Source organism: Paenibacillus sp. FSL W8-0187, assembly GCF_037969755.1.
Taxonomy (GTDB): Bacteria; Bacillota; Bacilli; order Paenibacillales; family Paenibacillaceae; genus Paenibacillus_AQ.
Genome location: NZ_CP150206.1, coordinates 1,044,848 through 1,068,568, shown reverse-complemented (window position 1 = coordinate 1,068,568; position 23,721 = coordinate 1,044,848). Strand labels below are relative to the sequence as shown.

Sequence of the window (23,721 nt, the reverse complement as noted above, 5' to 3'; positions counted from 1 at the left end):
CTTGGTTATTCTTTGACGCTGCCCACGTTCAAACCAACAACGAAATATTTCTGCAAAAACGGATACACCACCAGAATGGGTACAGAAGCCACGACCGTTACGGCCGCCCGTATGGACAACGGCGTTACCATGGCGGCGGCAGAATCCTGGGTCATGCCTGCGCCAGCGGCCACATTCGGATTGCTGTTGGAATTCATGCTCGACGACAGCAGCTTCATGAGCTCATACTGCAGCGTGCTCAGCTTCTGCGTGGACGACGTATACAGGAACGCGTCAAACCATGTGTTCCATGCGCCTACCGCAACAAATAGCGCGATCGTGGCAAGCACCGGCTTGCACAGCGGGAAGATGATTTGCATGAAGATTTTGAAATCCCCCGCGCCATCGATTCTTGCGGATTCGACCAGGCTTTCGGGAAGGGTGCCGATATAGGTTCGGATCACAATCAAGTTGAAGGCACTTACCATGGACGGCAGGATGTATACCCAGAAGCTGTTCAGCAAATTCAGATCCTTGATGAGGAAATAACCCGGAATCAAACCGGCGTTAAAGTACATCGTTAACACAAATACAAGCGTAATCGGCTTGCGGAAGGCGTATTCGCGCCGGCTTAACGTGTAAGCCAGCATCGTCGTCAGGAAGATATTCAATACGGTGGAGAGCACGGTTCTAGCGACCGTGATCCAGAATGCGTCATAAATCGTTCCCGAAGCGAATACAGCCTTGTAATTTTGTAACGTCCACTCTCTCGGGAGCAGGTAGATTCCGCCGCGGATCGTATCGTTCCCCGCGTTGAACGACACCGCAATCGTGTTCAGGAACGGGTACAGCGTCACGATCACGAGGAAGACCATAAATACGGTGTTAAACGTATTAAACAGAACCGGCTCCACGCGCGTTCTGACGATATCTTTCTTCACGGGAGCGTTTGCCGCATTTGGCGGGCTGAGCTGCTGATTTCCCATGTCTATAACAACCTCTCTTCCCCAAGCCGCTTTGCGGTCCAGTTGGCAAGCAGCAGCATAGTGACGCTGACCACCGTCTTGAAGATCCCGCCGGCCGTTGCCATCGAGTAGTTCCCTTGCGCAATTCCATACTTCAGTACGAAGATATCGATCGTCTCCGCCCAATCCACCACAAGCCCGTTGCCAAGCAGATACTGCACTTCGAATCCGGCTTCAAGGATGTGTCCGATGGACATAATCAGCAGGATCACGATGGTTGCCTTGATGCCGGGCAGTGTCACATGGAGCATCTTGCGATAGCGGCTGGCCCCGTCAATTTCGGCGGCTTCGTAGAGTGCCGGATCAATGGAGGCAATGGCAGCCAAGTAGATGATCGTGTTCCAGCCCACCTCTTTCCAAACATGGGAGCTCCCGACGATGCCCCAAAAATATTTGCCTTCGCTCAACCAAAGAATTGGCTCCTGGATGATCTGCAGCTTCATTAACAGATCATTGATGATCCCATCCGAGGCCAGTGAGGTAGCCACGATGCCCGTTACGATAATCCAGGACAAAAAATGGGGCAGATACGAAATGGTCTGGACGGTTCTTTTCCAGAATACTTTCTTGATTTCGTTCAACAGGAGCGCCAAAATAATGGCGGTAACAAACCCAAGCACAAGATTGATCAAACTCATGCCTACCGTATTGCGCAGCACGCGCAGGAAATTGTCGTCCGTAAACAGGAACTTGAAGTGTTTCAGCCCCACCCACGTCTGTTGCCCGAAGTCCCTGGCCGGCTTGTAATCCTGGAAAGCCATCGTCCAGCCCCATACGGGAACGTAGGCAAACAGGATAATGTACAGCATCAACGGGACCGACATCATGATCAGCTGCTTCTGATTTTTGATGAGGGTCCATGTGATGGGCTGTTTCTTCCCCCTCTTGGGATTTCGCATGGCTCTTTTTTTCGCTAAGGTCTCATCCATATCAAGCTGCTCTCCCCACCAACCTTAATTTTAGAAAGTGGAAGGCCAATAGCTCGCCTTCCACCCTCTGATCTTCAACCGGTTATTTGCTCCAATTGTCGATTCTCCATTGGATCTGTTCGTTAATTCGATCTTCATAGGCTTTGATGTTGATCTTTCCGATTTCGGCCGTATACTCGCTCCATGCCGATTCAAAATCAGCCGGTTTAGCCAGGATGGCCTTCGGCAGGTATTTGGTAGACAGGTCATTCAGCTTCGTATTGACCACCTTCGCCTCGGATCCTTCAACCAAATCGATGGTCCATGCCGGGTAGGCCACCTCATTCTCCGGCGGCTCGCTGAAGAAGTCCACGTAGCTGTCAAAGCCGTAAGCTTCCAGGAACTTCTTGTCGTATTCCTTCAGGCCGGCTTTATACTCCTCAGGCTGAGCCGCCGCATCCGTGGCGTTGCCGTCACTGAAGCTTCCTTCGATTTTTGGCGCGAAGCCGAAGAAGGCATCCGCTTTGTTCGCCAATTTCCAGGTCCCGTCTGTAAACGCATCACGCTGCTCCTGCGTTTTCATAAAGCGGCCTTCCCCATTCACGATGTAATCCTCGCCTTCGATTCCCCAGCTCAATACTTTCTGCCAATCCTCCATAATCAAGGCGTCGAGCAGCTTCAAGATTTTGACCGGATCCTTGGCATTCACGCTGATGCCGAAGCCATTGTTCAAGTTCAGCGGCCCCCGGTCGCGGTAGTGATCCTTGATGCTCTCGTCGTAGACCAGCGGAAGGCCTACATACGTTCTTTCATCTTTGCCCTGCGTAATCAGGGAATTCTCTGCGTTTTGGAAGTTCCAGTGCTGGTCGAACATCCCCAGCACCGTCCCACTGGACAGCTTGGCCAGATACTGGTCATAGTTCTGCACAAAGGTCTCTTTATCAATCAGTCCCTGCGCATTCATCTCGTTCAGTTTCTGATAGTACTGCTTAGCATAATCCTTGTTGGCAAACACCTCGGCAGCGCCATTCTTAACGACGACGCCGCCATCGTTCGGATGTCCGATCAGATGCTGCGGCGCATTGAACAGCCCCCAGTTTCTCCAGTCATAATTCAGGATCTCGAACCCGATCGTCGGGCTGCCGTCAATCGTCGGATATTTCTCTCTATATTTGGCGATCAAATCAAAATATTGGTCCAGCGTCTTTACCTTCGGATATCCGAACTCCTCCAGCACGGCCTTCTGAATCCAGAATGCCGGACCCGAATACCATGTGCTGTTCAGCTTGCCGTTGAACACGCCATAATTCGGAAGAATATAGATATGTCCGTCATTCGGGTCCTTCATCATGTTCCAGTAGTCTTCATAATGCTTTTTCAAGTTGGGAGCATGCTCTTCAATCAGATCTTCCAGCGGAATATAAGCGCCTGCCGCTGTAAGCTTCGTATTTCCGGTCATCATATCCGGATAATCGGAACCGGCAATCATAACGCCCAGTTTCTGATTGATATCGCCGGCCAGAAACTCAAAGTTAAAGGTGGCGCCGAGTTCATCCTTGATTTTCTTATAGATTTTGTTATCCGGTGTCGGCTGCTGCCCAGCCTCCCCAATAAAAACGCTCACCTCAAATGGTTCAACCTTATTCCCGTCCGTCCCGGGTGTTGTTTGTTCAGCGGAGTCCTTTGGTTCCGGCTTGGCCCCGTTATTCCCGTTTCCGCCCCCGCAGCCCGTAAGGACGATGCTAAGCGACAACAGCAACACCGTGCTGAGCCGAAGCCATGATTTTGTCTTTCCCCCCATAAAAGCACCTCCGTCATAATGTGGTTACACCGTTGGTTAAAATGCCTCTGCGTGTAACCTATCTATATTGTAAAAGCGCTTTCAAAGGCGGACTATACTATAATTAAAGCATTAACCTTAAAAACTTTAGAACATCCTGTTCTTGAATTCATTCGGTGCCATGCCCCATCTTTTTTCGAAATGCTTAAGGAATTGATTGTAATGGCTGTAGCCGACCCTTTCGGCGATCTCACTGTTCTTCAGCTTGTTCTGCTTCAGCAGCGCGACCGCTTCCTCGATCCGCAAATTATGTATAAGTTCGTTGAAGCCGATCCCATTTTTACGCATCAGCAGCTGGCCGAGATAGACGGGGTGCAGATAAAAAAGCTCCGCCAATCGTTTAATCGTCAGATTCTCGCGGTAGTGCAGCCGAATATAATCGTTAATCTCCTGGATTACGCCTTGCGCTTGCCGGGCCTGCTCCTTGAGAAGAAGCTCGATGCTTGCTTCCCCGCAGCGTATCAGCTCCCTGAACCAATCGTCCAAATGGGTCGTCCCGTCTGTTAACTCGGTTATATTATTTTTAGCTGACAGGATATGATCTTCCCCGCCTCCAGTCTCTTTCACCAGGCTCTTGATCTTGTATAGAACATGGATGACCATTTTCTTCACGATGACTGGTGCAATTCGCTGCTCCCGAAGCCTGGATGCCGCCAATATGGTAGCCTCACGGAAATCATCCTTGCTGAGGAGCTCCACGGACCTGATGACCTCATCCAACAGACTTGTGGGGTAATGATAACGAAACGGCCGATCCCGTGCCTCCACATAAGATATAACCCGGCCATTATCCGTATCATAAAATGTATGCTCGACAGCCTCCTTGGCGGTCCCGTAGGAATGATGGATCAACATCAGAGAAGGCCTCCCTTCTCCTTCACCCATAAGCACCCGTTGACCTTCAAAACGGCGGAGCAGCTCGCGGATCGTGCCCGAGGGTACGATCCCTTTGTCAGGAGAATAGCCGTACACCAAACCAAGCCGGTTCGGTTCCAGATCGATGACATACTCCGAATTCGCTTGGGCGGACAAGCGGGCGACGGTTTCCCTGACGTCAGGAAACAAGGCAGACTCGGCCTGGATCAGACATACGTTCCACTCTTGATGGGCGGAGGATATAACCTGAAGCTTCGACAGGCTGCTAGCCCGAAGCGGCATCCCCAGGAGCGATTGCTTGATCAGCGAAACATCCTCTTCCCTCTTAGCAATCACGCTCAGGCTTAATCTGCGATGCTCCTGCATTAGCTCTGCATGAATCTTGCCGAGCTCCTCCTCGGCTTCCTCTGTGATAATAGGCTTCAGCATATAGTGATGGATGCCATGCCGCAATGCCTTCCTTGCATATTCAAATTCACTGTAGCCGCTCATAATGGCAAACTTCACGCCGCTGTCATGGTGATGCTGCTGCCAGGTTTCAATCATATGAAGTCCGTCCATTAGCGGCATCTTCACATCGGTAATGACCAAATCCGGCGCAAGCCCATGAATCATCTTCAAGCCTTCCACTCCGTTGCCGGCAGTTCCGCAGACGCTAAACCCCAGGCGTTCCCAATCGATCCACAGCGCCAGCCCTTCCAGCGCACCCGGTTCGTCATCGATCAACAACACTTTGAATGGCATGGTTCTCCTCCCCTCCGCCTTCATGTTCCCGAAGCTCCAGCAGCCGGATCGGAATCTCGAAGGAAACGGTTGTCCCTTGATTCGGCGTGCTGGCAATGTTGAAAATGACATGATCGTCGTAGTACAGCTCCAGCCGCCGATATACGTTTCGAATGCCGAAGCTGTTGCCCGAGAACTGCTCGTTACGGACCGAGAGAATAATGTCCCGTAGCTTGCTTTGCTCGATTCCCTTACCGTTATCCGTTATGACGATGCGAAGGTAGTCGTGGGCAACCGAAGCGCTTATGGTCACCAACCCGGCTCCATCCATCGCCTGCAGACCATATTTGCATGCATTCTCAACGAGCGGCTGAATGCTCATTTTCGGAATTTTATAATGAAGCGCTTCCAAGTTGATGTTGAATTGATATTCGAATTTATCCCGAAAGCGGAATTTTTCGATTTTGAGATACATTTCGATAAATCTGAATTCCTCCTCCACGGAGACCAGATCCTCTCTCCAGCTCAGCAGTCTGCGAAGCAGCTTGGACAAGCTTTTGATAATATCCGTCACTTCCATGTAACGGTTCTTCGTGCAGACCACCAATATCGCATTCAGGGTATTGAACAGGAAATGGGGATTCATCTGGCTCTGCAAAAAGTTTAATTCAGCCCGAACCCGCTCCATCTCCAGGCTCTTCTTCTGAATCTCCAGCTTGTACACATTGTTGATCAGGGAGTTCATCTTCGTTGTCATCTGATTAAAATTCCGGATGAGTCCGCCGATCTCGTCCCGGCCTTCGTCCAGTTCAATCAAGTCGAATTTCTCGTTGCTCACCTTTTGCATATGACGGGACAAACGCTTCACCCGGTAATTGTAGGACCGGAGCATAACGGTAATAAAGACCGCCGCAACCAGCGTAACAACCGCTGCCAATACGACGGTAAACAGCTGCATATCCAGCATGGCGCTCGTGATCCGGCTGCCCCGGTTGATGCCGATCAGCTTCCATCCCTTCACGTACCTGGCTGTTCCGATCGAGAACACATGCCGATCCTCTTCATCGTATTGCCCCAGATCAAACTTCGAATATGCGCTGTACTTCCCTCTTTCATAACCGCTGCTTGCCGACATAATAATCTCATTGTTCTCGTTGACCAAATACATATCCAGGTAATCGCGTTCCCGCACTATGACGTCATAGATCTTGCTCAGGTCGATGTCGATGCGAAGCAGCTTCTCATAGGTAGCATAGCTATCAAAATAATCCATCTTCTCAATGACGCTTAAATATGGAACCGTCGAAGCCGAGTTGTTTGCCTCCGTAGCCCGATATGCCGCCACCAGCACAGGATGGGCCGAACTCTTCCACAACGCATACCAGTCGCTCTCAAGCACGTTATCGTCGATCACATGATAATTGCCGCCGGACACAATGGTGGAATTTTCGGTAAAGATGCTAATTCGCTGAATCTGGTTGTTAACCGGTATGTAGCTGGTTACCCGGTTCCGGAGCTGCTCATCAAAGGTCTCGTAGAAGTCCAACTGGGACTCATATTCACGGTCGAGCATTTCGTAAAGGGTCTTATCTGTGCTCAGCGCATGACTTACAGCGACCCCACCGTCGATGAAATTATGGATATCCTTCCTAGCCCGCTCCATCGAGATATCGAGGTTCTGCTCCTCTCTCTCCCGAATCAGCTCCGACATCCGATCCATAAAGATGAGGTTGACCACCAGAATAGGCAGCAGTACCCCAACGACAAAAATAAGAAAAAATTTAGTTTTCAACGGAATATCGTTCACGAAATTCCCCAGCCTGAACATCCTCTTCATGAAGGCACCCTCCCGGTTTAGCGCTGCTTGCTTTCAACATGATTCTTGTAATTCGAGGGCAGTATCCCGGTTGTCAGCTTAAACTTATGGATAAAATAGTCCGCGTTCGGGAACCCGACATGGAGCGCAACCTCGGAAACCTTCATACCGCTACGTTTCAGCAGCAGCTTGGCCTCCTCGATCCGCTTGTCATTCAGATATTCCTTGAACGGCTTGCCTGCATGCTTCTTGAACAGCTGTCCCAAATAAGTGGCGTTCATATGAAAATGCCGTGCCAAATCCTGAAGCTGAAGCTTGCTTCGATATTCTCTGTCGACATACTGAATCACTTGAAAAATGGTGTTGTGCTCGTTAAGCTTTCTTAACTCGGCCAACTGCGAAGCGGCCTCGAACGAGAGCAGCCGCAAATAATTCTTTAACGCTGCGTTATGGCAAGCTTCACCCAGATGTCCAAGTTCCCCTTGCAGCCGGTTCATGAAAAGATCCGGATCTCCCTTCATCTCCGCGATCCTTCGGCACAGCTTCAATTCCAGATCGGCCACATCGGCTTGAAGAGCCCTCAGGTGGGGCAGGTGATCAGTCATGGCTGCATAAATCCGCGCCAAGCATGACTCGATGGACGCTTGTTCCCCCGCCATAATCACAGAAAACAATTCGTCTATCCATCCGAAGGGGAGCCCCCGGAGGTGCTCGACCCTCCTCCACTCTTGATAACAAAACACGCCGCTTCTGCCTTGACTCCGTTTATCATCACGCACCTCCGCGCTTTGCCTGTAAAGCTCTCCAATCGCCTGAATTCCTGTCCCCATTCCGCTTAACGCTGCGATAACCGGTCCTTTCAGCTCCTGGGCCAGAGCGGATTGCAATTGAAGCGCGGTCTCCATAACATCATCCGGAGTCGAATGCTCCACATGAAGCACCACTCCGATGCTCCCGCTGTTGTCCTGGAAACATCCCAGCGAGCTCTCAGGCCCATAATCGGCCATCCATTCGATCCAATCCACTCCCGTTTCAATAATCTCCGCCTCAATCAGTAGGCACTTCAGCAGCGGCTTGCCCTGGATTAACATCGCTTTGCGCGCTTGCTCGGCCAAATCATGGCTCAGCTCATCCTGAATTAACCGGTTCAACAAATAATGGACGGCAAGGCCCGCCTTCTTCCGGTGGCTGCGTTCAGCGTCTCGTTCTTCCCGGATCTCATGGCTGAGCTTGGCAAGCACAGCTTCGATCTCCTCGTCATCTATCGGTTTCAGCAAATACTCGGCGACCTGTTGGCGCATGGCTTGATGTGCATACCCAAAATCATCATAACCGCTCAAAATAACGAATTTCGGAGGAAGAGGCAGTATCCGTTTACTGTGCTCAATCAATTCAAGGCCGTTCAGGACTGGCATGTGTATATCCGTCATCACCAGTTCGGGCTTCCACTGTTCCATTAACTTTAGCGCTTCCGGAGCGCTCAGAGCTTCTCCGCATATTTGAAATCCAAACCGGTTCCAGTCGATCATGGTTCGAAGTCCCTCTAGGACCCATGGTTCATCATCCACCAGAAGTACATTGAACAATATCCTCGTCCCCCTTCACGAGCGTAATTATGTAAGCGCACCCATTTTACCTTATACTACCATACTAGTATATCTGTGAAAATATACTGCAGCTCGGCTGCTTTATATTGGCACAGTTCTCCTTCCGCCTCAGCCATGACCCTCTTCTCGAGCAGACCGTTCTTCAGCTGACAAATCATTAACATGAAGCGTATTTGTACCTTGCTTGTACTCCATCTTGATTCTGGTTAGAACACAAATAACCCGTTAGCGGGTTCCTCATTCAAGGAGCTCCGCTTACGGGCTGATTAAGCTCACCTATCCCTTAATCCCGGATAAAGTAACGCCTTCAATAATATATTTCTGACCGATGATATATACGATGAGGACCGGGATGAGCGCAATGGATGCTCCGGCCATCATGAGCGTCCAATCCGTTGAATACATGCCCCGGTACAAATTCAGCATCATCGGCACGGTAAACTTATCCGTGCTGCTGAGAAAAATCAGCGGGTTAAAGAAGTTGTTCCACATCCCGAGGAAGGTAAAAATCCCGAGTGCCGATAAAGCCGGTTTGATTAAAGGCAGCATAATCCGGGTGTATATCGTCCAGCGGTTCGCGCCGTCCACGATGGCCGCCTCCTCCATTTCTTTCGGAATGCCTCTGAAGAATTGCCGGAGCAGAAACACCCCGAAGGCGTTGAGAAGTGCCGAAGGGACGATAATCGCCAGATGTGTATCCAGCCATCCGATATTTTTCATGATCAGATAGAGCGGAATGATGGTCACTTGTCCCGGCACCATCATGGTAGCTAGAAACAGAATGAACAGCGGCTCCCGGAACGGGAACGTGATTTTGGCAAACGCATAGGCCGCCATGGAACAGGTAATCAGCTGTGAAACCACAACGATCATATTGATGTAGAAGCTGTTAAAATACGCGCGCCCGAACGGCAGCGCCGTCAGCGAATCCTTGTAATTGGACCAGATGAACGGGTCAGGAATCCATTTGGGCGGCACGACGAATACTTGCGACAAATCCTTGAGCGAGCTGAGCACCATCCAGACAAACGGCAAGGCCATCATACACGCGCCTATGATCAGCACGATATGCAGCACTACGGTGGACATCCTCAATCCCCGATGTATCATTCATTTTCCCTCCTTCCTAAAGGTTCGACCGTCAGTCTTCGTAATGCACCCACCGCTTGGACATCCTCATCTGGAACAAGGTGAGCGACAGGATCATCACGAACAGGATGACCGCCGACGCCGTGCTCTTGCCAAAGGTGAAGTCCGCAAAGGCCGTCTCATAGATGTGATAGACAAGCGTATAGCTGGCCTTCGCCGGTCCGCCGGAAGTCATGACAAACGACTGGTCAAACACCTGGAAGGAACCGATAATGGACATGATCGTTACGAAAAAGGTCGTCGGGGACAGCAGCGGAATCGTAATATGGATCAGCTGCTGCCATTTGCCGGCACCGTCAATCTCGGCCGCCTCGTAATAACTTCTCGATATGCCCTGAAGCCCGGCAAGGAACAGCACCATATTGCCTCCCAGCCCCATCCAGACGCTCAGCAGGGCAATCGAAGGCATCACGTACCTGGAATCCGTCAGCCAGGAGGGGCCCGTTATCCCGAACCACTGCTGCAAGTACATGTTAATAAGGCCAAAGTCGGCGTTGAACAGCCACATAAACACGACGGCGACGGCAACGGACATCGTAATGTTCGGCATGAAGTAGATCAGCCGGTACAGAATCTTCCCGCGAACCCGGTTTAAGCCTACCGCCACCAGCATGGCCAGAACGATGCCTGTCGGTACCGAAAGAATCGTGTAATACACCGTGTTCACCAGTGCGATGTGGAACTCCTCATCCTGAAGCTGGGACACGAAATTTTGGAGACCGATAAACTTCTTGGCTCCCATGCCGTCCCAGTTCATCATGCTGATGACAAAAGCCGAGATGAGCGGGATCAATGAAAAAGCGATCAAGCCGATCATCTGGGGAAAGATAAAAAAGTAGCCCCATAAACCATCGGACGTCTTGCTCTTTAAGGTCGTTCTCCTCTCCGGAAACCGCTCCGGAGAAGGAGCGGCGCCGGAGCTTCCTGCAGGCTGCGTGTTCATTTCATCTCACCGTTCCTCCCCAGAGCTGGATCAATTCTTGCCGCTCTTGTAATCTTGAATTTTCTTGTTAGCCATATCCTGAATGTCCTTCATCGAGCTTTCAAGATCCTGATCTTTCAGCCATAGTGCCTCGAACTTGGACGTAATATCCTGGCTAAGCCCGGGAATGCCGGCCTCGAACGGAGTCAGGGAATACCCGATCTCACGCGCGTCCAGGAATAACTGGGCATGCTCCGGCAGATTCCCTTCCAGCACCACCTCATCCGTTCCCTGTACCGACGGGACAGCATTGCCGCCGCCCTGCAGGCGAAAGCGTTGACCCTCTTTACTTACGTACTCGGAGAAGAAGGTGTATGCCGCTTCCTTATTCTTCGATGCCTTGTTCATCACCATGTATGCGGTCGGGATACCGGCCGGCTCGATCTTATTGCCGGTATTGGTTGGCCATGTGACCACGTCATATTCAAGTCCTTGATTCTTCTTGAACAGCGGCAAGTACCAGCGGCCTGCAGCAACGAATCCAACTTGGTTGGACATAAACATGGCATCCCCGCCCTGCCCTTTAGGAAGCGTTCCGGAGAAGGTGATGTTTTTGGATTTCACGTTGTCGTACAGGAAGCGGAACGCCTCCATCGCCTTCGGATCCGAAGCCGCCACGAAGTTCCCTTCGTCGTCATACACCCGGCCGCCGTTGGAAGTAACCCAGCTGTGGTAGCTGTTCCAGGAGTTATCCAGCACGTAGCCGTACTTTTTGCTGTCCCGGATCTTGTCCGACATCTCCTTGAATTTGTCCCAGGTCCACTGTCCGCTCGCCTGAAGATCGGCCGGCATCTCGGTGATCCCTGCCTCCTTCAGCACCTTCTTGTTGTACCACAGCACCATCGGGTTACAGTCCACCGGTACCCCGAAGGTCTGATCATCCCGCACGGCTGCGCCCCACAAGCCTTCGAAATAATCCTCTTTCTTGATCACGCTTTCGGGTGCTTCCATATACGGCGTCAAATTCTCAATGCTCTGATTCTCGATCAGTTTCACGACCAGGGCGTCCCCTGCATAGAAGATATCCGGGGCCGTCCCACCTGTTAATTGGGTTAATATTTTCTGATCATACTCGCCCGGAATCGGAATAAATTCGACCTCAATGTCCGAGTGATTCTTATTAAAGTCCTTCGTGAGCTCCTGAAAGCGGCTAAGCTCCCCGGGATTTCCCCAGGTCGCCCATTTAATCTTGACCTTCTCGCCGCTTCCGGGCTCCCCGCCTTCTGATGTTCCGCCGCCTCCACACGCTTGGAGTATGGATGATAGTAGAAGAATGATTGCAAGCAATGACCCTCTCACCTGTTTCCTTGTCATTTCATTTCCTCCATTCAAACCAGATTTGGACTCGCTGGCACAGCTCTTGTAAACGCTTTAATTATAAAATTTTGGCAAAAAGTTTTTGAACGGATTATGTTCCGAAAAAGTGGATTCTTTTCGGATCCTAAGAAATTCCCATTATTTTCGATGCTGTCCCTGGTACTCAGCAGGCGTCATGCCTACCAACTTCTTGAACAGCTTGCTAAAGTATTTCACGTCATTAAATCCGGAACGATCCGCCACTTCATACACTCGTAGCGATGTGGTGGAAAGCAGCTCCTTGGCCCGTTTCAGCCGCAGATCAATCACATAGTCAATGAAGTTGTGCCCCGTGACGCGCTTAAACAATTCGCTAAAATAGTTGCGGCTTACGGCCACCTCGTCCGCCACCTCCTGCAGGGAGATCGGCTCATTGAAGTGCGCCTTAATATATTGGACGGCCTGCAGCACGATTCGCTCATGCAGCGTGGATTCCGGTACGGGGTGACGCATGGCTTCCTCCCGCAAAGTATGGAAGCCTTGGAGCACCAGCTCTTTCACTTCCTCCACCGAGCGAAGCTTGCCCACTTCTCCGATTTGCGGAAACGGCGGGCAGCCGGGAAGATGAAACATAGCGAGCAAGCTCAGAAGCTCCTCTGCTTCCCGGAGGACCGCCCGTTTCTTCATCCTTCCGGGCTGCCAGCGCAGCATAATGGACTGCAGGCGCTCTTCGCTGATATCCATGTTCCCGACGGTCAGCGCGGCTCTTAGGGCATGCAGCTCAGCGGCCGCCCTCTCCTGAGCCGAATCGGCCTCGGTCAGAGGGAGCTCCTCTGCCCGAAGAATCTGTTGATCTTTATGAAAGAAGAGGCCTTCCAGGCACTCGCTAGCTTCTCGAAACGCTTCTTGCAGCTTATCCATGCCGTTATATCTCCTGCTGAGCCCCATCGCGCATCGGATCGGCAGACGGATGGCCGCTTCGTGCTCTGAAGCTGGAAGACTTCCTGCATGCCGTAGGGGCACGTAGACAGCGATCCGATCCGTCTCCAGCCGAGCTGCCAGCGCCTCCGGCGCCTGGTCATATAACTGTCCCATTAATCGCTCGATCTCGTCATGCCAATCCTTGTGCTGAACCCCGGTCGCGCAAGCCCCTGGATCAGAATTAAGCTGGAGCACGGCCAGCAGATAAGGACCGTTATGGTTCCATGCTTCCAGCTTTGCGAGCGCACCGGGCTCCCCGGACAGCGCCTGAAAGAGGACTTTTTCCGCGGCCTTCTTCTGATTCAAACGCTGCTGCTGCTCATGCTCGGTCAAAATCCGCTGCATCTGCTTCTCCTCTTCCAGCTTCAAACGCATGTGATCAAGCACAGCACCCAAAGAGTCCGCATCCAGCGTCGGCTTGAGAATATAATCCGATGCGCCAAGCCTGATGCCTTCGCGCACGAACTCAAAATCGCTATGACAGCTGAGCAGCAGCACTTTCACCCAAGGACAAAGCTCCCTTGTCCGGCGGGTCAGCTCCAAACCATCCATGACCGGCATCGCGATATCCGTGATCAGAATGTCCAGATCCCCGTTCAGAATCCATTTCATGGCCCGCTGTCCGTTGGAGGCCTCGCCCACAAGCCGGTAACCATATTTCTCCCAATCGAAGGTCGATCGAAGTCCTGTACGTGCGATCGCTTCGTCATCCACGAGCAGCACTCTGTACATAATCGTCCCCCCTTTGCCTCGCAAATGTTATCGTGACCCGCGTTCCTCCGCCTTCCGGGCTTTCTACCCATACCCCGTAGTGACTGCCGTAATACAACTGGACCGTTTGGTGAACATGACGCAGCCCGATGTGGGTCATGCCTTGCTTGGAGTGATCCTGCCCATACGACAGCAGTCCCGCTATTCGTTCGGGCTTGATGCCGATTCCATTGTCCTCAATCCGAACCATGACATCCTGCTGGTGCGATGTTATTCGAATCGTGATAACGCCAGGATCATCAAGCGGGGCGATCCCGTGAAAGATCGCATTCTCCACAATCGGCTGCAGCAGCATCCGGGGAACATAGAGATCCTCCATTGGCTCGGGACATTCGATCCTCAGCTCAATTTGATGGTCGTATCGGTAATTCTGGATGATCATATATTTCCGAAGCAGCTCCAGTTCATCTCCAAGGCGTATGAACACCCCATTGCGCTCCAGGCTCCCCTCCAGCAGCTGAACAAGGGCCGTAACCGATCGATCCACGTCATTCGTCCGGTTCAGCTTGGCCATCCAGCGAATCGAGTTCAGCGTATTGTAGAGAAAATGAGGGTTGATCTGATACCGCAGCGCGCGGATTTCCGCCTTTTTTTTCTCGGATTCCTCCGCGGCGATTCGCCGGATCAGCAGATCGATCTGCTCAATCATTTTGTTGAAGCTTCTGCCCAGCTGACCGATTTCACTGGGACCCACATTCTTGCTGCGGACCGATAAATCGCCTGCTTCGCTTCTGCGCATCAAGCGGTTTAAATGAACGAGCGGATTGCCGATCCTCCGCGTCATGAAATAACCGATCCCGATCGCTGCCAGAATCGATCCGAATACAATCCAGACCGTGAAACTCCGGATGCTGGCGGAATCGGCCGTCAATTCCTTAAGCGGCACCATGCCGACCACATGCCAGCCGTTGTTCAGGCGCGAAGGGATCATCAGCGTTTTGTTGTTGTTCAGGTTGTATTCCGTCAATCCCGAGGGCAGCTTGATCTGGGACGGCTTCCCGTACATGGAAGGATCGGGATGGTAAAAGTAACGATTCTCGTCATTGGCCACGTACATATACCCCGTGTTGCCGAATTGGACATGGTTTAATTCATCGATCAGGACATCCCCCATAATCTCGATGAACATCACCCCGACGATCTCCCCCGTATCCCAGCTCCGGATTGCCCGGCCCAGCCCAAACACGGGAAATCCCATTCCCGTTTGCTTCAGGTAGGAGGTATCCGACAAGCCGAACCATACCGCCTGCCCGTTCGCCTCCAGTATCGCTTGATACCAAGGAGAATCCCACTGGTCCGGGATGGACATCAAGGAATCGGCGCTCAGGACCGAATTGTTCCGCTGCACGTCAAACACGTACACGTCCAATATCTCCGGCGAATTAATCATGATGGAGGTCAACAGATCCTTTCCCTCCTTCACCTTCAACGTCAGGTCGTATTTACTGATATCCTGATCCTCGAGGATGCCGTGAACCACTTTGCTGTTCAGCACCATCATCGAGGAGTCATCCAGTTTCTTGAAGAACATATTCAGCTTGTCACTGACTTGGGTGATCGTGAGGGAAGCCACTTTACTGACCTGCTCCTCCACGATTGAGGCTGACTTGTGATACGACAGGAAACCCATGATGAGAACCGGGAGTGTGGTGCCGATGAAAAAAAACAAAAAAAGTTGAATGACAATGGAATGAAGACGATGATATCCCCGCATATATGCTCCCTCCGTTTCATAAAATGAAAACTGCGAACCTTTTGCGATAGCGCTTACATAACTGTTTAAACTTCTTTCTTCTTCCTTTTGGACTTTCACCTTTCAGTCTCTCCCTTACCTCCTTCTCTAACATCCCGCTCTGGAGCACGCGTGTGAAATCCCTTGGTATTCCTCGCTCCCGGGTGTAACCATCGTATTATGTTTTCATGTCGATGTCCCTAAGTCCATCTGCTTATGTTTGGGCTGTGAAATAAAAAAAGATGGACCCGAAAACTCAGGGTCCATCTCTTTATATGTGAATATAATGCCGCCTTCTAGGCTTAGTAAGCCAGTGTAAACAAACCGTTGATGTGGGATAGGTAACGCATGTTACTTGCTTCTTTCATCAAGGTTGCAGGCAGACCCTTCAATTGGGTCTTGTTAGCACCAATGGTACCGATGGCATCTTTACGTCCCAAGCTGCCGAGCGTACCGGAGAATACCGGTGTGAACGAAGCTGGTACGCCGCCATTCAATTGTGCGAAGATGTTGTAGCCGATCAGCTCGCCCATTTGCCATGCCAGCTGTGCTGTTGGCGGGTATGGACGACCTTCCGGTCCCATAACAACCGCGCTGTCACCAGCAACGTATACGTCAGGGTGGGATGCGGATTGCAGGAATTCGTTAACAACCGCACGACCACGGTTGACTTCGATGCCGCAGTTAGCCACAACGGAATTACCCTGTACGCCGCCAGTCCATATCAATGTGCTGGTTTCGATCGTGCTGCCGTCTTTCAGTTCAACGGTAGTGCCATCCATTTTGGTAATCGGCAATCCGGTCAGGAAGTTCACGCCGCGTTTTTGCAGGCTTGTTGTTGCGCGGTCAACCAGTTCTGCAGGGAAGCCTGGCAGAATGGAAGGAGCTGCTTCAACACAATAAAGCGTGATTTCTTGTGGATCGATACCGTATTTGCGAGCCAGTTCGCTTTTCATATCGGCATATTCACCAACAAGCTCAACGCCTGTCAAGCCGCCGCCGCCAACAACGATGGTAGCGTCCGCTTTGTTTTTCGTTTTGCTATATTCCGCAATGCGGGACTCCACATGAGCACGCAGACGGTTAGCATCGTTCACGGACTTCAGGATAAAGCTGTTCTCTTGCAGTCCTGGAATGCCGAAGAAGGCCGTTTCGCTGCCCAGTGCGATAACCAGGGCATCATATGTGAAGTTTCCGCCGTCATCGAGGGAAACCGAACGCTCATCCGGCTTGATTTCTTTAACGTTGCCGATGCGCAGGTCAACGTTCGCGCCGCGCAGAAGCTTATCGAGCGGCAAAGCTACTGCTTTCTCTGCGATGTTGCCTGCTGCCAGACGGTGCAATTCCGTAATGATCTGATGGGTTGGGAAACGGTTGATCAGCGTGATTTTTGCACCAGCACCAAAATGCTCGCGTGCAGAAAGCGCACTAAGCAAGCCGCCATAGCCTCCGCCCAAAATTAAAATATGTTTAGACATGACCATCCTCCGTTCTTCGTATGATTTATGGATTAACGCTTGTTTTGTTGGTCGCGCTCGTTAAGAACGTCCAAAAAAGCCTGAGCATAGCGAAGACCCTTTTGAACCTGAGGATCTTTCAGCATTTTCATCAGACCAAATACGCCAATCTGAGCTTGGTCGCCTTGAGCGTGTACACGGTCTCCGGCTTCGATAGCTGCAGATGCAACGCTTTTCGCTGCTGTCGTGACCGGCTTCGCGAATCCGCTAAGGGAAGCCATAGTGTCTTCCGCAAGCACGGGATCCGTAGCTACGGATTTACCGAAGTCATAAGCTTTAGTCATGACGGTCAGCATTTCTGCAAGTTTTGGAAGATTGTCCACGAGAGTTGTGAGGGATTCCTGAACCTCGGGCTTGAGCAGTTGTTCGAGCAGCACATCAGGACGGCTGGACGCCGCAGCTTCTTGGTTTCCTACAACATTTTCCGGAGTTTCGGACGGCTGTGGAGAAGATGTTTCTGTCATAAAGAATTGCCTCCTTTTCTTTAAGTGAATTCCCAAGATGGACTTGGCGACGATCGAACCGGTTAGCTTTAATTTTGGGATAACCGGTATCTATTATGCATCACTTACAAAAGTGCGAACTTAAGGGTGACTCACTATCGCCAAAAATAAAGCAGGGGGAAACTTCCCCCTCCTTTATTCTGAAACAATCTTAGGGATTGTGATAAATATCTCTAAGTACTAGTCTATAACTTGTGAAGCATAATTACAAACATAAAATGCAATTTTCGACTACAAAGTTAGAACGCGATACTCGCTTTCTTCATATGTCACTCTTGTAACAGGGCGGCCGGAAAAGTCAAGCGCTTCCCGAAGCGGAATCCAAGCAGTACCGCCGATTAAATGAACATCCGAAGACACCGGTTTGCCCCCTGTTTGCATGGGGAATAGCAAGCCGCCAACCGGGTCTGCTTCCCAGCGATTCCCTGCCAGCGTCACCTGCACGGTCTTGTTGTGAGACTTCCAGGACACGCTTCCGCCGAGCCGCTCCACCAGGGCGCGCAGCGGTACCATCAACCGGCCGTCCACCATTTTGTATTCCCCTGCCGCGAACGCAGTCTCCATTCCTCCGAATTCCACGGCCAGCGTTCGCCCAGTCTCAAACAGCGCGGCATTGGCTGCGACATGCTCCTCGATCCATTGCTTTGAAGGCTGCGAAACCTTACGTGCACTCTGCTGGGCACGAAATTGAACGGGCTGGATTTCCGGAGATAGTACATCAAAGGCATAGCCTTGCTTTTTATAATAAGAAATGATGTCCGGCAGAGCCTTTACACTTTCGGCATGCCCTCTACCGTCATGAAGAAGCACAATTGCCTCATTGCCGTTCACTTTCGTGGTTGCCCCTTTTACGATGTCTTTAACCGGGACGCCTCGATACCTGGAGTCGCCGCTGTCGACGTTCCAATCGAATACATGATAGCCCCCCTGCTTCATGAATTGAAAATAGGCTTCGTCAAAATGGCCGGCCGTTCCCCCGGGAGCTCTGACCAGCTGCGGCCGTTCCCCCGTAATTAAACGAATGATTTCCTCCGTTTTCTTAATCTGTCCCCAGAAATCCTGAAAATGCCCGTAGAGCTTGTCATAACGATGATCATATGTATGATTCCCGATCACATGGCCCTCCTCATAGATGCGGTTAATAATCTCGGGACGGGTCTCCGCTTCCTTACCCAGTACAAAAAACGTGCCTTTAATTCCTTCTCGCTTCAAAATATTCAGCACATCAAGCGTCAAATCCGATGGCCCGTCATCAAATGTCAGGTATACCGTTTTGTCACTTTGTTTCTTATATTGAACAGGTGCGGTGTTCACAGCCGATGTATTCTTGTATGCAGTCGTAACGATAGGCTTGCTTGACGCTTCCGGCTTCACCTGTATATCCTGCCCAGTCACTGTCATTGGCGCTGCTGCCAGAGGAGCGTGTTCCATATATATGTCAGTCGGCTGCTGGACCTCAAGCCCCATACCGATCATGATGAGCACTGCCAATACGCCGAAAAATACCGCAATTGATGTTACCCGCACCATATTTTTCATTATCTACTCTACCTCCATCGTTTCTATGAGTTCGGCTTCCTGATAGATTATATGGAGGGTGTTTCAAAAAAAGACTAGAATTTGAGTAAACTGAATTCATTATTCCTCTGGTCTTATTTGTTAAAAAAAGGTCCCTTATCATACCTGTCCAGGCATGCTGAGGGACCGTTCTTCATATAGCTATGACAGCACGGCTGTGAGAACCGCTTCGACATGACCTTTCACTTTTACTTTCCGCCACTGGCCTGCAAGCTTTCCCTGCTCATCAATCAAGAAGGTAGAGCGTACAATACCCATATACTCGCGGCCGAACATCTTCTTCATCTGCCATACGCCAAATATTTCGCTTACCTTGTGCTCTTCATCAGACATGAGCAAATAGGGAAGGCTATGCTTATCAATGAATTTGGCATGGGATTTCAGTGGATCCGGGCTAATCCCGATCACCACTGCGCCAGCTTGCTCCAACGCACCATAGTTGTCCCGGAAGCTGCAAGCCTCCTCGGTACAGGTTGGGGTCATATTTTTCGGATAGAAGAACAGCACGACTTTACGTCCGCGAAAATCGCTTAATGCTACCTTCTCCCCGTTCGAAGCCGGAAGTGAAAAATCCGGCACCTGGCTTCCGACTGTCAACTGCGTTTGATCTACGATAAGGCTCAACTCCTACTATACGGACTTTAGTCCCGAAAATTGATTGTCTTTTCGAAAAAAATTATAATAGAATGAATGTCGAATGTTCAAATGTTCTATCGAATTTATTCATCAGCGTAATCCGAAAGGAAGAACACAATGACCAAAAAAACAAAGAAGACGATTATATGGAGTGTCAGCCTCATCCTCGCCGCTGTTATTGGTTACGGCATTTATTATGCGGCGTCGTTCTACGACGGCTTGCAAAGTCTTCAGAAATCAGGTGATTCCTCCCCTTTTCGCGAAATTGAAAAGGTAGATGCCAAGGTTCCTGCGCCACCCGAGTGGGAAGGAACGGAGACGGTTAACATTCTGCTGATGGGCGTTGATGCACGCGGTTTTGAGGAAGGCGAAATTCCTCGTTCCGACAGTATGCTTGTTGCCTCGATTGATCCGGTGAAGAAAAAAATGCACTTATTCTCTATTTTGCGCGATACTTACGTAGAAATACCCGGATATGACCGAAACCGAATCAATACGGCCATCACGCACGGCCCGAATACGGCCATGAAGGCTGTAGGCGATCTGCTGGGCATTCCGGTTCAATACTACGTCTATACGGATTTCCAGGGTTTCATGAAGCTGGTTGATTCCGTCGGCGGGGTTGATTTCTATGTTGAGAAAGACATGAATTATTCCAGTAAAGCAGACAAAAACGAATACGACATTGAATTGAAGCAAGGCATGCAGCATCTAGATGGCAACACGGCGCTGCAATATGTCCGGTTCCGCTATGATGCGATGGGCGACTTTACCCGCACCGAGCGGCAGCGCGAGCTTTTGAAGGCCGTAGCCAAGAAAATGCAGACCACCACGTCCATCATGAAGCTTCCGGACATTCTGAAGTCCGTCAGCCCATATATTGATACCAATCTCGATGTCGAGGATATGTGGAAGCTTGCGAACGTTGCCTATAAGAGTAAAATGAGTGGCAGCGAACAGGTTCCTCCGATGAAACTCCTGAAGGAAGAACATATCGGCGGTGCTGCCGTTCTAACGGTAGGCAATCCGGATACGCTGAAACAGTATATCCAGGACATCTTAAATCCGCCAACGCCTGACCCTGAAACCGGAGGCAGCGAAGGTACGGAAAACAATTCTGAGACCCGTGGTTCTGAGAACAACGATTCTGAGAATGGTAATTCCGAAAGCTACACTGCCCCATCTGCAACAACGGATCGTAACTAATACACTTACAGCAAGCAGGACAGGACGCTACGTCATTTTAGCTTCCTGTCCTGCTTCATGAAGAAAGGAAGTTTTACTATCATGGCAACATCAAGAAACCGTTCCGAAACTCTGTATCAAGAAGCGCTGCAGCATATCGTAGGCGGCGTAAACAGTCCCTCCCGTTCCTTTAAAGCCGTAGGCGGTGGTGCCCCCGTCTTTATGAAACGCGCAAGCGGAGCCCACTTCTGGGACGAGGATGGCAACCGTTATATCGATTACTTGGCGGCTTATGGTCCGATCATAACCGGACATGCCCATCCGCATATTACGGCTGCAATCACAACATCAGCTCAAAACGGTACTCTTTACGGGACGCCAACAGAGCTTGAGATCACCTTAGCCAAAATGCTGAAGGCCGCCATTCCGTCCATGGATAAGGTGCGTTTCGTCAATTCCGGTACCGAGGCGGTCATGACGACGATCCGGGTCGCCCGCGCCTACACCAAGCGCAACAAGATCATCAAGTTCGCCGGCTGTTACCACGGCCATTCCGATCTTGTCCTCGTGGCAGCAGGCTCCGGCCCTTCCACACTTGGTATTCCGGACAGTGCCGGGATCCCGGCCAGCATTGCGACGGAAGTCATTACCGTTCCGTTCAACGATCTGGAAGGCCTGCGCGCTGCCCTCGACGCATGGGGCGATGATGTGGCTGCCGTTATGGTAGAGCCGATCGTCGGCAACTTTGGGATGGTGATGCCGAAGCCGGGTTTCCTCGAAGGCCTATGTCAGATGACGCACGACAACGGCTCACTGGTCATCTATGACGAAGTTATCAGCGCTTTCCGCTTCCACTACGGATCTACCCAAACCTATGCGGGTCTGGCCAATCACGAGGCGATTCAGCCGGATCTTACGGCTCTTGGCAAAATCATCGGCGGCGGCCTGCCTATCGGCGCCTATGGCGGCCGTAAACACGTGATGGAACAGGTCGCACCGCTCGGCCCTGCTTATCAGGCCGGAACTATGGCGGGTAATCCCGCCTCCATCGCAGCCGGAATCGCTTGCTTGGAGGTTCTGCAGGGCGAAGGCGTATATGAAGAAATGGAGCGCTTGACCATCAAGCTGACGGAAGGCTTGCAGGCGTCCGCCGACCGCCACGGCATTCCGCTCACAATCAACCGCATCCGTGGCTCCTTCTCCACTCATTTCTGCGATCATCCGGTCACGAACTATGACGAAGCGCAGGACACCGACGGTGAAGCCTTCGCTGCATTCTTCCGCCATATGCTGGACCGCGGCGTGAACTTGGCTCCTTCCAAATACGAGGCCTGGTTCATGACCACCGCCCATACGGATGCTGACATCGAGGCTACGCTTGAGGCTGCGGAGGAATCTTTTAAGGCCATGAAGAATTAATTTAAATACATTCAACATCGGAAAAGGAGATTTCCTTATGAAAAAGCGCTTGAACAAGTTATAACATGCTCCATATCCATGCCATGCTTCTACGGTCCGGATTCGTGGACCTCCTGACCTGTCCGATTCGAATCATGAGTCATCTAAATATGAATGCGGAGGCTGGATAACATGAGAAGCGAACAAGAAATGATGGATTTGGTATTGGGCTACGCAGCCCGCGACGAACGGGTTCGGGCGGTGACCCTGGAGGGCTCGCGAACGAATCCCAACGTGCCGAAGGATATTTTTCAGGATTACGATATCAGCTTTCATGTTACGGACATGGACAGCTTTATTCAGGATCCGAACTGGATTGATGTCTTCGGGGAACGGTTGATTCTGCAGACGCCGGAAGATATGGCCATGTTCCCTCCGGATCTTGGAGGCTGGTTCTCGTACCTGATGTTATTTACCGACGGCAACCGGATTGACATGACTCTGATTCCCATCGAGGAGAAGGAGAAATACTGCAAGGGAGACAAACTGATCCAGATCTTAATGGATAAAGATCAGACCTTTCCCAAGATTCCTGCTCCGTCCGACGAGGATTTCTGGGTACAGCGTCCGTCCGCAGCCTTCTTCGAGGATTGCTGCAATGAGTTCTGGTGGGTATCCACGTATGTAGCCAAGGGCTTGTGGCGGGAAGAAATACTGTATGCCCAAGACCACTTCCACAACATCATGCGGCCGATGCTGATGAAAATGCTGGAGTGGCAGGTAGGCACCCAGACCGATTTCTCGCTCAGCGTGGGCAAGAACGGCAAGTACTTGAAAAACTACCTGTCTGCGGACAGCTGGAATGAGCTGATGTCCACCTACCCTCGCGGAACCTACGAAGAGGTGTGGGAGGCGCTGTTTACGATGGGAGCGCTGTTCCGCAGAACCGCACTGGATGTCGCTGAGCAGTTGGGCTTTGAATACGATATGGGGCAGGATCGGCGTGTAACGGGCTTCCTGCAGCATGTCCGGCAGCTGCCAGCGGTTGCGAAGGCGATTTATTAAGATTGCGGAAGCTGCAGTTCCCTTGATTCCAAATATGGAATCAGGCAGCCGTGCTCGAGGAGGACTGACCACGGGTCCAAATCAACTCCTAATTGCAAGGAAATGAATCAGCAAAGAGAGACGCCGCTCCGGCGTCTCTCTTTTTTGCGATGCA

General features: G+C 51.2%; 18 protein-coding genes. 3 read left to right on the top strand and 15 right to left on the bottom strand.

Features of this window, described 5'->3' with window-relative positions; translation table 11 throughout:
- Nucleotides 1-5 precede the first annotated feature (5 nt).
- The 15 genes from MKY48_RS04705 to bcp form a co-directional block, all read right to left on the bottom strand.
- Entirely contained in the window at nucleotides 6-965 is a 960-nt protein-coding gene (locus MKY48_RS04705) for a carbohydrate ABC transporter permease (RefSeq protein ID WP_339292410.1), read from the bottom strand.
- A 2-nt stretch (nucleotides 966-967) separates the two neighbouring features.
- Nucleotides 968-1,933 (bottom strand): ABC transporter permease subunit, encoded by a 966-nt coding sequence (locus MKY48_RS04700; protein WP_339292409.1) that lies wholly within the window; start codon nucleotides 1,931-1,933, stop codon nucleotides 968-970.
- Between the two features lie 82 nt (nucleotides 1,934-2,015).
- Nucleotides 2,016-3,713, bottom strand: coding sequence for an ABC transporter substrate-binding protein (locus MKY48_RS04695; RefSeq protein WP_339292408.1), 1,698 nt, complete (start codon nucleotides 3,711-3,713; stop codon nucleotides 2,016-2,018).
- Between the two features lie 126 nt (nucleotides 3,714-3,839).
- Nucleotides 3,840-5,372 (bottom strand): response regulator, encoded by a 1,533-nt coding sequence (locus MKY48_RS04690; RefSeq protein ID WP_339292407.1) that lies wholly within the window; start codon nucleotides 5,370-5,372, stop codon nucleotides 3,840-3,842.
- Nucleotides 5,344-7,188, bottom strand: a complete 1,845-nt coding sequence (locus tag MKY48_RS04685; RefSeq protein WP_339292406.1) for a histidine kinase — start codon at nucleotides 7,186-7,188, stop codon at nucleotides 5,344-5,346. Before MKY48_RS04685 ends, MKY48_RS04690 begins: the two co-directional genes overlap by 29 nt.
- A gap of 17 nt (nucleotides 7,189-7,205) precedes the next feature.
- Entirely contained in the window at nucleotides 7,206-8,753 is a 1,548-nt protein-coding gene (locus MKY48_RS04680) for a helix-turn-helix domain-containing protein (protein ID WP_339292405.1), read from the bottom strand.
- 297 nt (nucleotides 8,754-9,050) lie between these two features.
- The gene (locus tag MKY48_RS04675; RefSeq protein WP_076325872.1) at nucleotides 9,051-9,884 is read right to left on the bottom strand and encodes a carbohydrate ABC transporter permease; all 834 of its coding nucleotides are present in this window, start codon (nucleotides 9,882-9,884) and stop codon (nucleotides 9,051-9,053) included.
- Between the two features lie 31 nt (nucleotides 9,885-9,915).
- Complete coding sequence (locus MKY48_RS04670; RefSeq protein ID WP_083659825.1) at nucleotides 9,916-10,866, bottom strand: sugar ABC transporter permease; 951 nt, start codon at nucleotides 10,864-10,866, stop codon at nucleotides 9,916-9,918.
- A 30-nt stretch (nucleotides 10,867-10,896) separates the two neighbouring features.
- On the bottom strand, nucleotides 10,897-12,219 hold the full coding sequence (locus MKY48_RS04665; protein ID WP_076325873.1) for a sugar ABC transporter substrate-binding protein: 1,323 nt from the start codon (nucleotides 12,217-12,219) through the stop codon (nucleotides 10,897-10,899).
- A 141-nt stretch (nucleotides 12,220-12,360) separates the two neighbouring features.
- Complete coding sequence (locus MKY48_RS04660; RefSeq protein ID WP_339292404.1) at nucleotides 12,361-13,914, bottom strand: response regulator; 1,554 nt, start codon at nucleotides 13,912-13,914, stop codon at nucleotides 12,361-12,363.
- The gene (locus MKY48_RS04655) at nucleotides 13,889-15,766 is read right to left on the bottom strand and encodes a sensor histidine kinase (RefSeq protein ID WP_339292403.1); all 1,878 of its coding nucleotides are present in this window, start codon (nucleotides 15,764-15,766) and stop codon (nucleotides 13,889-13,891) included. The genes MKY48_RS04660 and MKY48_RS04655 overlap by 26 nt, the downstream gene beginning before the upstream one ends.
- Nucleotides 15,767-15,987: 221 nt before the next feature.
- A complete protein-coding gene (locus MKY48_RS04650; RefSeq protein WP_076325875.1) occupies nucleotides 15,988-17,163 on the bottom strand; it encodes an NAD(P)/FAD-dependent oxidoreductase in 1,176 nt (391 codons plus the stop codon).
- 32 nt (nucleotides 17,164-17,195) lie between these two features.
- Nucleotides 17,196-17,666: a DUF1641 domain-containing protein gene (locus MKY48_RS04645; protein ID WP_076325876.1), complete on the bottom strand. Its 471-nt coding sequence runs from the start codon at nucleotides 17,664-17,666 to the stop codon at nucleotides 17,196-17,198.
- Nucleotides 17,667-17,936: 270 nt separating this feature from the next.
- Nucleotides 17,937-19,244: a polysaccharide deacetylase gene (locus MKY48_RS04640; protein WP_339292402.1), complete on the bottom strand. Its 1,308-nt coding sequence runs from the start codon at nucleotides 19,242-19,244 to the stop codon at nucleotides 17,937-17,939.
- Between the two features lie 180 nt (nucleotides 19,245-19,424).
- The gene (gene bcp / locus MKY48_RS04635) at nucleotides 19,425-19,907 is read right to left on the bottom strand and encodes a thioredoxin-dependent thiol peroxidase (protein ID WP_076325878.1); all 483 of its coding nucleotides are present in this window, start codon (nucleotides 19,905-19,907) and stop codon (nucleotides 19,425-19,427) included.
- A gap of 129 nt (nucleotides 19,908-20,036) precedes the next feature.
- Between bcp and MKY48_RS04630 the strand changes: the two genes are divergently transcribed.
- The 3 genes from MKY48_RS04630 (at nucleotide 20,037) to MKY48_RS04620 (ending at nucleotide 23,567) form a co-directional block, all read left to right on the top strand.
- Nucleotides 20,037-21,125 (top strand): LCP family protein, encoded by a 1,089-nt coding sequence (locus tag MKY48_RS04630; protein WP_339292401.1) that lies wholly within the window; start codon nucleotides 20,037-20,039, stop codon nucleotides 21,123-21,125.
- 81 nt (nucleotides 21,126-21,206) lie between these two features.
- On the top strand, nucleotides 21,207-22,523 hold the full coding sequence (locus MKY48_RS04625; RefSeq protein ID WP_339292400.1) for a glutamate-1-semialdehyde 2,1-aminomutase: 1,317 nt from the start codon (nucleotides 21,207-21,209) through the stop codon (nucleotides 22,521-22,523).
- 171 nt (nucleotides 22,524-22,694) lie between these two features.
- Nucleotides 22,695-23,567 carry an aminoglycoside 6-adenylyltransferase gene (locus MKY48_RS04620; RefSeq protein ID WP_339292399.1) on the top strand — a complete coding sequence of 291 codons (873 nt, stop codon included), beginning with the start codon at nucleotides 22,695-22,697 and terminating at the stop codon, nucleotides 23,565-23,567.
- The last annotated feature ends 154 nt before the right edge of the window (nucleotides 23,568-23,721 follow it).